Source organism: Terriglobales bacterium, assembly GCA_035764005.1.
GTDB lineage: Bacteria > Acidobacteriota > Terriglobia > Terriglobales > Acidobacteriaceae > Gp1-AA112.
The window spans coordinates 51,261-61,592 of record DASTZZ010000075.1 but is presented as its reverse complement, the minus strand read 5'-3'; the positions used below and the strand labels follow the sequence as shown (position 1 = coordinate 61,592).

The 10,332-nt window shown below is 58.2% G+C and carries 7 protein-coding genes; 1 reads left to right on the top strand and 6 read right to left on the bottom strand.

Annotated features, from left to right (window positions below; translation table 11 throughout):
• A partial coding sequence (locus tag VFU50_13085; protein HEU5233791.1) for an alkaline phosphatase family protein occupies positions 1–943 on the top strand: 943 nt, incomplete at its 5' end.
• Positions 944–1,065: 122 nt separating this feature from the next.
• On the opposite strand, the gene wecB is transcribed toward VFU50_13085, so the two are convergent.
• The 6 genes from wecB to VFU50_13055 all read right to left on the bottom strand — a co-directional run bounded on the left by wecB (position 1,066) and on the right by VFU50_13055 (position 10,213).
• Positions 1,066–2,166, bottom strand: a complete 1,101-nt coding sequence (gene wecB / locus VFU50_13080; protein ID HEU5233790.1) for a UDP-N-acetylglucosamine 2-epimerase (non-hydrolyzing) — start codon at positions 2,164–2,166, stop codon at positions 1,066–1,068.
• A gap of 939 nt (positions 2,167–3,105) precedes the next feature.
• Positions 3,106–4,212, bottom strand: a complete 1,107-nt coding sequence (locus tag VFU50_13075; protein HEU5233789.1) for an MlaD family protein — start codon at positions 4,210–4,212, stop codon at positions 3,106–3,108.
• A 116-nt stretch (positions 4,213–4,328) separates the two neighbouring features.
• Positions 4,329–5,780 (bottom strand): sigma-54 dependent transcriptional regulator, encoded by a 1,452-nt coding sequence (locus VFU50_13070; GenBank protein ID HEU5233788.1) that lies wholly within the window; start codon positions 5,778–5,780, stop codon positions 4,329–4,331.
• Between the two features lie 77 nt (positions 5,781–5,857).
• Positions 5,858–7,681, bottom strand: a complete 1,824-nt coding sequence (locus VFU50_13065) for an ATP-binding protein (GenBank protein ID HEU5233787.1) — start codon at positions 7,679–7,681, stop codon at positions 5,858–5,860.
• The gene (locus VFU50_13060) at positions 7,678–9,060 is read right to left on the bottom strand and encodes an ABC transporter substrate-binding protein (GenBank protein ID HEU5233786.1); all 1,383 of its coding nucleotides are present in this window, start codon (positions 9,058–9,060) and stop codon (positions 7,678–7,680) included. Before VFU50_13060 ends, VFU50_13065 begins: the two co-directional genes overlap by 4 nt.
• Complete coding sequence (locus VFU50_13055; protein ID HEU5233785.1) at positions 9,023–10,213, bottom strand: hypothetical protein; 1,191 nt, start codon at positions 10,211–10,213, stop codon at positions 9,023–9,025. The genes VFU50_13060 and VFU50_13055 overlap by 38 nt, the downstream gene beginning before the upstream one ends.
• Positions 10,214–10,332 lie beyond the last annotated feature (119 nt).

Below are 10,332 nucleotides of genomic sequence, written 5' to 3'. Positions count from 1 at the left end.
GATGGACCGGTTTCCGCTGGAGACGCAGAACTATCTGCCTTCGAGCATCGACTCGGGCGGGCGGCGCTCGATGGGCTACTACGACTGGACGGACCTGCCCTACTACTACGAGCTTGGGTTCCAGTTTGGGACTAGCGACCGCTACTTTTCGTCGGTGGAAACGCGGACGATTCCCAATCGCATGTACCTGTTTGCCGCGACGTCGTTTGGGCACATTAATAATGACAGTCCGCCGGGCGGTGGATGGCAGCAGGCGACGATCTTCGATCGGCTGGACGCGGCGGGAATCAAGTGGCGCGTCTACCGCGTGGACGAGACGAACTCGCTTGCCGACTGGGCTACCTACCAGCGCGACAGCGGCAAGGTCTTCCCCATCAGCCAGTACTTCACTGACGTGAAGTCGGAGTCGACGACGCCGCAGGTGGTGTTCATCGATCGCGGCGGAGGGTCGGCGGGGGCGGATGAGCATCCGGGGAGCGATATACAGACCGGGGCGGCGGAGGTCGCGAAAATAATAAACGCCCTGCTCGTGAGCCCAAGCTGGCATTCGTCAGCTTTTTTTTTGTCTTGGGATGAGCCTGGGGGATTCTACGACCATGTCCAGCCTGCCGGCCTGACGAAGCCGGACAACATCGCGCCCATGCTCTGCTGCGGCGAGCCTTCGGGCGACTTCGCCCATAGCGGTCTGCGGGTGCCGCTGGTGGTGGTCTCGCCATGGGTGAAGCCGCACTTTGTGTCGCATGTGGTGAGGGATCATACGTCCATCCTCAAGTTCATCGAGGACCGTTTTGGGCTGCAGCCGCTTACGGCGCGCGATGCCAACGCTGACGATATGATGGAGTTCTTCGACTTCTCGACCCCGCATCTGGCGACGCCTCCGTCGCTGCCTTCGCAGCCTACGAATGGCAATTGCGATGTCGGCGCGGAGACGGCGAATAGCTGAAGGCAGCTGCTAGCTGCTGGCTTCTGGCTTCTGGCTGCTGGCTGCTGGCCCGGGACTTTGTGGACGCCGTGGACTTTCGTGGACGCCATGGACTTTCGTCCACGGTCGCGCGATTTACACGCCTAGGCACTGCCGAGCGATCCTGCGCGCGCAGCTCTCGCGCGGTCGCGCATTAGTACGCTCGCTATTCTCTGCGAGGTCTTGCCGTCCCACAGCGCGGGAATCCTTCCCTGCTTCGCCTTTCCTGCCAGGACTTGTTCGATCTCCTCGCGGATCCGCTTGGGACTTCGCCCCACTAGTACGTTCGTGCCTTCGTCGATGGTGATGGGCCGCTCCGTGTTGTCGCGGACGGTAAGGCACGGGACGCCGAGATAAGTTGTTTCTTCCTGGATGCCGCCGGAGTCGGTCACGACGATGCTCGCGCGCTGCTGCAGCGCCAGGAACGACAGGTAAGGCAGAGGGTCGAGGAGGCGCAGGCCATTGCTACCCGCACGCAGTTGCGCGATGCGCTCGCGCGTGCGCGGATGCACGGGGAAGATGATGGGCAGCTCGGAGGCAATGTGGTGCAGCTCGGCCAGCATCTCGCGCAGCCAGTGCGGATCGTCAACGTTCGATGGCCGGTGCAGCGTCACCAGGCCGAACCTCGGTGGGACATCCGCAGGCATGTGTTTTCCCGATTCGGGAAGCATCTCGATCAGAGTGTCGATCATGATGTTGCCCACCAGATGGACCTTCTCCGCCGGAATGCCCTCGCGCGCGAGATTGCGGTTCGCGTCCTCCGACGGGGTGAAGAGCAGATCGGAAAGCTGGTCTGTCACGAGGCGGTTTAGCTCTTCCGGCATGGAGCGATCGTAGGAACGCAGTCCGGCTTCCACGTGCGCGACGCGAACTTGAAGCTTGGCGCAGACGAGGGCGGCAGCTGCGGTCGAGTTCACGTCGCCGTAGACGAGCACCCAGTCGGGTCGATGCTCGAGCACGACGCCTTCCAGGCGGCTCATAATCTCAGCCGTCTGTTGCGCGTGAGTTTTGGAGCTGACTTGCAGATTCACGTCCGGAGCAGGAATGCGAAGCTGCTGGAAGAATACGTCTGACATGTTTACGTCGTAGTGCTGGCCGGTATGGATCAGCACCTGGCGAATTCCTGAGTGCTTCTGCAGCTCACGAAACAAGGGAGCTGCCTTCATGAAATTCGGACGAGCGCCAACTACATGCAGAACAAGCATGAGATCGTCCCAGCATTTTATCCGTATTGGGAAGCTCGTCGCGATGAACAGCAGCGACAACGCTGCTGTGGAAGAGGCATAGCAGCTGGAAGTCTCGCCATTAATTCGCAGGTAAGAACTTCAGCGGGTTAACAATTGGTTGATCGGATGTGTTCTCCGATGGGACATGAATGCCAGCATTGCATCATTCATTTCAGTGAAGAGCTGATTGCCTTGCTGTACATCCCGAGTGTCCCGTTTGCACTCGCAGAATTTCATGTATCGGATCGTCGCCGCGTTGTAGGTATCGTGCAACCGGCCACACTCGACGCAATTCGTCTCGGCCATGACTTCTCCAAATTGGTCTCACAGTGATCCTCCCGTTGGATGCGTCAGATTGCGCCACGGGCAACGCGAAGCGGGATGAAATTTCCTCTACCTGCGCCAGCAGCACCGGAATTTCGAAACGTTGGGATTCCACTGCAACGCTCCGCATGGTAGCGGCGTCTCACGCTTAACCACTCCTCAATAATGTCATTAGCCCAATTCAGCAACTCAGGATGCGACCGATTTTCAACATGCACGACTTCAAAGGGTCAAAGGCCACGTACCTGATGTCAGTGCCCACTGGTGCGGAGGACGATCACGAGGAAGTCGGCTTTCTGCGTGTGCTGAACCAGGAGCTCACAAGTGAACTCTTCCAGACTTGCTGTCAGCTACAGCGTGATCCCTCCTCCCTCAATCCTCTAGAGCTTTCCGCTCTCGTGTACACGCTTCAGATCATCAGCGGGAGGCTTCGACAACTCGAACATTGGAACTCGTCGCGAAATTGATTTCTGCTGTAGAAGCCGGATGGTGAGAGGGCATAAGTTTTTGATTCGGAGTAGCTGGATGTGGAACCAGCAACTCTCTTTTTAACGCTTTAGAAGCTTGTTCTTACTGAATGCCGACTGTCCATTTCTAGAAGATTTTGAAATGAATCGTCAGGTACTTCTTCGGATTCTCGCGGATCGCTTTCACGAGATTGCGGCTTTCTATCAGCATCTGGTCGGCGTTGTTGTAGAGGCGCGGATCTTTCAGGAGCAGGCCGGCTGATCCTTCGCCGGCTGCGAGCCGATTCGAGATCTGCTCGAGGTTCGTGGTGAGGCGATCGATTTTGGCGGCGAACTCTTTGTTCTTTGCCACCAGGCCTAGCGTGCCCCGGCCCGCGTCGATGTCATTCATCAGATCGCGAGCTTTAGCCGTGGTCTCGTTGATGTTGTTATAGAGCTGCTCGTCTTTGAGGAATTTGCCGACGTTTCCTTTTCCGGCATTGATGTCATCCACAATTTGGCTGAACTTCGTGACCGTGTCGTTCAACTTGTTGTAGAGCTCGTCCGAGGCGAGCAGCTTGCCCACACTACCTTTGCCTTCGTTGATCTGGGTAGTGAGGATCTGGAGTTGCGCTACGAGTCCATTCGCATGGTTGTAAAGTTCAGGATCCTTAATGATTTTCCCGATCGTTCCCTTCCCATTCTGGATTGTATCGACGATGCTGTTCACGTTGTTGAGGATGGTATTCAGCTTTTCGAGCGTCCCTTGGCTGGCTTTGAGGACGTCTTGGACGCCGGGGCTTTCGGTGGTCTTCAGCTCGTCACCATCTTTGACCGGCGGGCCGGAGGCTCTTGAGCTGTCGATGTCAACGAACGTAGCTCCGAGTACCCCCGCGGTTTCCAGTGTCGCTAGAGAACCGTCTTTGTATTGGTTGGCCGCCGTGCCATGGAGGACTTCGTTTTGATGGTGTGAGCTGATCTTCATCACCACCTCCACCGGAGTGCTTTTTCGTTTTGGATCGCTGACGTAGTGCACAGCGTCCACATTGCCGATGTCGACGCCTGCGAGTCGCACAGGGGCGCCTTTTACCAGGCCGGCCGCGTTCTCAAAGTAGGCGCGCAGAGCGATCTTGCGGCTGAAAGGACTGACAGTGCCGCTCATGACGAAAATCAGAACGGCGAGGGTGACACTCGCAACCAGAACCGTGAGTCCGACACGTAGCTGTGACCACTTGACCTGCTGCTGGCTGGGCACCGACCCTCCGGTCAGGGATTAGTGATTCTCGAATATAGCAAACCAGCAGGGTCGAGTCAGCCGATTGGCGCTGAGGGGAACGATGATTTGCCTTGATGGATTGCGCCGAATTTGCTTTATCCCCCGCCTCTGCGCACGCTGGCCAGATCGATTCCCAACTGCTGCGCCTTCTTGTAGAGATGGCTGCGTTCGAGTCCGAGCGCCTTGGCGGTGTTGGTGATATGGAACTGCTGGCGCTCTAGTTCGCTGAGAATGATGGAGCGCTCGACCTGATCCATGCGCTCGGAGAGCGTGCCGTTACCGTCGGATGCCGGGGTTCCCGCAACTGGAGCAGGGGTCGGCGGGAGGGCCATTCTCACTGTCGCTAAATCCACCTCATTGTCCTGAGCGAGCAGCAGAAGACGCTCGACTACGTTGCGCAACTCGCGGACATTGCCCGGCCACGCATATCGCTGCAGCTCGGCAATAGCATCGGGCGTGAACTGCGTCGGTTTCCAGTTGTTCTGGCGCGCGATCTGCTTTTGGAAGTGGTCGATAAGGACGGGGATGTCGTCGCGGCGCTCTCGCAACGGCGGCAGAGCTAACGGGAAGACATAAACACGGTGGAAGAGATCCTGGCGGAACTTGCCTTCGCGCACTTGTTCAGCGAGATCTCGATGCGTAGCGACGATTACACGGACATCGACCTTCACCGTCCCGCTTCCGCCGATGCGCTCCACCTCTCCTTCTTCCAGCACGCGCAGCAGCTTGGCTTGCATGGACAGAGGCATGTCACCGATCTCGTCGAGGAAGAGCGTGCCTCCGCTGGCTTGCTCGAATTTGCCGAGATGGCGTGCGGCGGCGCCGGTGAATGATCCTTTCTCGTGTCCGAAGAGTTCGCTCTCGATTAGCTCGGCAGGCACTGCGGCGCAGTTGAGCGTGACGAATGGACCTGCGCTGCGCGGACTCTTCTGATGCAGCGTGCGCGCCACCAGTTCTTTTCCCGTTCCGGTCTCGCCGAGGATGCAGACACGGGTCTCGCTGGCTGCGACGCGTTCGATCTGCGTCATTAACCGTGACATTACTTCGCCGCGCCAGACCAGCTCATGCTTGCCTAGCGTGCCGCGCAACTCGCGATTTTCCTGCTCCAGACGCGTGAGGCGTACTGCGTTCTCGAGCGTGAGCAGGAGCTTGTCGGTCGAGATGGGCTTTTCCAGGAAATCGATAGCGCCGAGTTTTGTCGCGCGGACGGCCATGTCGATGTGCGCTTGTCCGGACATCATGACCACGGGCGTGGTCACGCCGAGTGACTTGATTTCTTCTAGCAGAGCGATGCCGTCTTTGCCGGGCATGACAACGTCGGAAAGAATTAGATCAAAGCTTTGGTTCTTCACCAGCTCCAGCGCGCGCGCCGGCTGATCGCAGACTGTGGCCTCGTGCCCGGCGAGGCGAAAAGCGCGAGAGAGCGAAGCCAGAGTGTTGGGCTCGTCGTCGATGATGAGCAGATAAGCTTTTTTCATTGCTGCTGATGTCGCTGTAACCCATCCGCTACCGCGCGGACGGTACTGATTACTGAGAGCAGTCATCATTGTCGCATCAGAGCAAGTCAGCGTGGAGCCAGGCGCCTCGCCCGCGTGTCTGGTGGATTCGCGACTCGCAGATTAATTCACATCTTCGTACTTCCACCCAACACCCGGCTGGGGGCGACCGGCTCCACGCTGGCACTCTGGAATTCGATGCGAAACTTTGTTCCCTTTCCGGGAATGCTGGATACGGCGATGCTCGCTCCGTGATCGCTGATGACCGATTGCACGATGGCGAGGCCTAATCCGGTGCCGTGCTGCTTGGTCGTGTAGTACGGGGTGAAGAGGCGTTTGGCTTCTTCTTCCGTGAGTCCAGCGCCTGTGTCCGAGATCTCGACGGCTACGATGCCGCCCTTTGCTGAAGTCGCGATTCGTAGCATGCCGCCCTTCGGCATTACGTCAATGGCGTTCAGGACGAGGTTCTCGAATGCGCGCCGCAGCAGGTCGGGATCACCTGAGATCGTTGTATCGAAGGACGAGAAGTTCGTCTCAAGCTTGATTGGATTGGCCGCGCTGGAGAGTTGTGGAGCAAAGAGACGCGCAATCTCTTCGAGCAGCTGGTTCACACTTACTGCCTGAAGACGCGGCGCCGGCATTTTGGAGAAATCGCTGAAACGTCCAACGATCTTCTTCAGGTTGTTAAGCTCGGCGAGCAGCGTAGTTGTGCTTTCCGCAAAGATGTCGTTGAACTCAGGCGAGTTCTGCTGACGGGCCTTCATCAGATTCTCGACCGTGATCTGCAGAGGGAAGAGGGGATTCTTCAGTTCGTGCGCGAGCCTGCGCGCGAGCTCTCGCCACGCGGCGACGCGCTCGGCCTGCACGGCGCGATCGCGCTGGCGGAGCAATTCGCCGGTCATCTGGTTGAACGAGGCAATCAGGCGTGCAACTTCGTCGTTGTTCGCTCCTGCATCATCGACCTTGCGTCCCCAATTCCCCGCAGCTACATCCTCGGCTGCGGCAGTCAGATCTTCGATTGGGCGGCTGATGCGGCCTGCCCACCATCCGCTGGCGATGATGCTCAGTACTACTCCGGCCAAGGCAATCAGCAGGGCGGTGGTTCGAATCCGGGTCTGCAGATCGCTGAGCTCGGCCTGGCTGCTCGCGATCACAATGACAGCGAGGGTGCGCGACTCGCGGCCTGAGCGTGGAATCGCTCGAACCGCGTAGGAAGTGCTGTTCAGCCGAACGTGTCCGCGCGCTTCTTTGTTTCCATTGTGTGCCTGCTCCAGCACCGATTTCAGATCGTCCGGAACCGGGATCGCGCCGGATGCATCTTGCAGGTCGCCCGAGGAGCTGCCTTCCGGCTGCCAGAGAAGGAGTTTGGTATTGCCCGGCAGGACTTCGGAGAGATTTTTCAGAAACGCGGAATCGATGCGGCGTCCGGCAAGAACGTAGAAATTGCGATCCACTCCTGGGACCTGCTTCACATCGACGAGAGCCAGGTTCTTTCCTTCGGCAGTTTCCTGCTCATGGAGAAAATAGCTTTGTTGGTCCCAATTCGGGACTTCGGTGATCCAGCTTTCATGCACGCCGAATCTAGCCTGCCACTCTGCCGACGAGATGATTGCACCTTCGGGACCGAAAAGATCGAGGTAATCGAGTTGCTGTTGTGAGGCGAGCGACGAGGCCAGGGTCAAGTACGGCGCCGGATCTCCTCCTGGAGTGCTGAGAGCCATAGCCATGTCGCGGACCGCTTGCGAACGCGCAATCGCCTGCGCGCGCAGGTTGAGATTTTTCCCCTGAAGCGCGAACTCGTTTTCGAATTGATTCTTGATCGCCTCAGTTTGCTGGTCTTCAAAACTGTGGAAGGCCCTGCGAGCGCCGGCTGATACGACATAGGAAATAACTACGACAGTGCCGACAACGATGCTGCCGAAGATCAAGAGTAGCCGCCACCTCAGACTCACCTTGGCGGCTCCATCCAGAGATTTCCCAAATCGACACCGCCGGCGATGCCCAAAGTCCAGTCGTGCACTGCCGGAGCGATGCTGAACGACTCAGGAAGGTGCGCGATCGGAATAATCGAGAAATCCTTCAGCGCGTCATTTTCGACAGAGAATAGTTGATCGGCAGTTGTGGCCGATCGCGCCCGCTGCAAGGTCGCGTTATCGAGGGCATTGCCGATTGACGCAAGGGCCGACGCGGCATCGGGTGATTCAATGCGCACGCGAATGAGACGAACGTCAGCGTCGAAGCTGCGGAACATCGGCGATTCCGGACGCGGCTGGAGCGTGATCCCCGCATCGCGAGCATTGAGTGAGACGCGTTCAGCAATCAGGCGCGCAAGATCGTCTGCCCCGTCATAGACCAGCGACAACGTTGAGAGCGCGGCCGCCTGATTGCGCAGTCGCACTGCACTTCCGAGATCCTGCGCTGAATTGAAGAGATGTGCATATCCTGAGATCCATTCTGGAAGCAGCGCGGCGCTGGCTTCGCCTTGACGGCGCAGCAGCACGGTGAAGATGGAATTGCGATCGATGGATCGCGCAAGCGCCTCGCGGATTCTCGGATCAGACGCTGCAGGATGATTTGGTGTAAACGCGAGAGCGATGACCTCGAGAGGTCGAGAAAATATTCCCGTAGAACTGTTCGTCGGACGAGGTTGAGTCGGATCGCTCTCAATGGCGTCGGCACGGGCGAGCTGGAAATCATTGACCTGGTCCGCGAGCGACCTGGTCATCTGAATGCGGACGCGATCGACAAACGCGCGACCCTGCCAGGAGTCGTCGAATGCCTGCAGTTCGACGTACTGCCCGGCTCGGAAATCTGAGATCTGAAAAGGCCCGCTGCCGATCCAGCGGCCGTCAGCCCCAGCTATGCAAATGGAGTTGCGCGACTCGGCAAGCTCGAACGGCATTTCCGGAATGGGGGCGTCACTATCGATGCGAAGTTCCTTGCCGTTAATCTGGAAATGCCAATTTGGATTTTGCGCAGTGAGCGCCGCGATCACCGTCTGCGGCGTCATCGTCGTCCCGTTTTGCATTGCGACTCCATCGCGCAGTGTGAACAGCCATGTTCGCCCTTCCCCCTCGACGCGCCACGCGGTTGCCAGCGAGGGTCGGGGCGTACCAGTGGCGTCGATTGCGGTCAGCCGATCGCAGACACTGCGCAAAACGATATCCCGCACACGAGAGCGGTTGCCATTTGAATCCGGAGCAATATCGAACGACGAAAACGTTCCTCGCATCTCCAGCCGCAACGTGCCGCCGTAATGCGGGCGCGTAGCCGCAAGGGAGAGCGCAACCAGGCTAGTAATTGCAGCGAGGAGTAAGCAGATACGCTTCATAGCGTCCAGATAGAGATGAAACTACCGCAACGGCCTGCTGACCGCCGGGTGAGGGATTCAGATTGATAATCGGTCCAGGAAAAGGCGCCGGCTGGGCAACGGGTGTCAGTTCCGAATTGGAAACGGCGTACGCCGTAGCGGCGTCGGATTGAGTAAAGTCTCCTTGCGAGCCGGCAATCACAATGTCCCGAATACACGTGCTCTGAACGGCAGCGATGTTGCTGCCCCATTTTGCTGCGGGAATAGCGGAGGTTTGCCCATTTACCCGTGAGCGCACACGTCCGTCGATTCCGGAGTAGAGTACCCGATCGCTCAGAACGGCAGCAGAATAAAAGGGATTGACAGTCCCGTTTTGGGCGGATTGACCGGAGAGAATACCGTTGAAGTAGTTCCGGGTTGAGGCATAGAAAGCTTCAAGGCGGCGATCTTCGCCGACTGGCCAGGGATCATCACTTTGACGGCAGGTGATGGAGAGCGTCTGTGTAATCACTCCTGTGCAGTGCAGGGCGGGCAGGTAGGCGTCGATGATGCTGCCTTGTTGAATGAACAGCCGACCGCGCAAATCGCGACTTCCTCCCGGCGCGATGCCGAGGGGTTGCGTCTGCGTAAGATGCCATTGTCCTGATTGCATTTGAAACAACTGCACGGAAGATCTGGTAAGCGCAGTCAGGTGCGCGCCTTCTGAAATCTTGCCCTCCACCAACGCGACGTCGAGCAGCGGCTCATCAGAGGAGATGAGAAGAGTCCGCGCCAGCACGACCGGATCACTGGTGCTCTCGGTCGCCAGCCTGGGGCGGGGCATCTCCAGGATGGCTACCTTGCGTACTTCGCCCTCGAATATCTCGGCCGTCCAGACGTAATTGCGAAAGCTTTCTGCTAGCGTGATGTTGATCGTAGTTCCACCTTCAGTGGAACTTTTAGCGCGCCAGCCACGCGCCTGCAGTTGCTGCAGCAATTCGGAGCGGAGAGTCGTGACCGCGTCATCACTCAGCGACGAGCGATTAGTGATTGCAATCGAAACCGCGCCGGGCGTGGAGCGCTCGGTAATGCGCGCCGCAAGCTGCGCAGCCGCGGAGGGGATGTCCTGACAAAGCACGCTTGCCGGCGCAAAAAGAAATCCGACCAGCAGCCAACGGCAAAGCACTTTCAGCATGAGCTAGGCGGAGTTTAGCACGCATGTACAGACAGGAAGGATGAGAATAGCTTTGCAAAGAGGATTGCAGCGAAAAGATATCGAGCACCTGCACGAACCGAGACTCGTAAGTGCATTAC

Bases quoted from the DNA above. Each gene is read 5' to 3' on its own strand.
- VFU50_13070 (HEU5233788.1), bottom strand. From the start codon at position 5,780: ATGATGACTGCTCTCAGTAATCAGTACCGTCCGCGCGGTAGCGGATGG.
- VFU50_13055 (HEU5233785.1), bottom strand. From the start codon at position 10,213: ATGCTGAAAGTGCTTTGCCGTTGGCTGCTGGTCGGATTTCTTTTTGCG.
- VFU50_13060 (HEU5233786.1), bottom strand. From the start codon at position 9,060: ATGAAGCGTATCTGCTTACTCCTCGCTGCAATTACTAGCCTGGTTGCG.
- wecB (HEU5233790.1), bottom strand. From the start codon at position 2,166: ATGCTTGTTCTGCATGTAGTTGGCGCTCGTCCGAATTTCATGAAGGCA.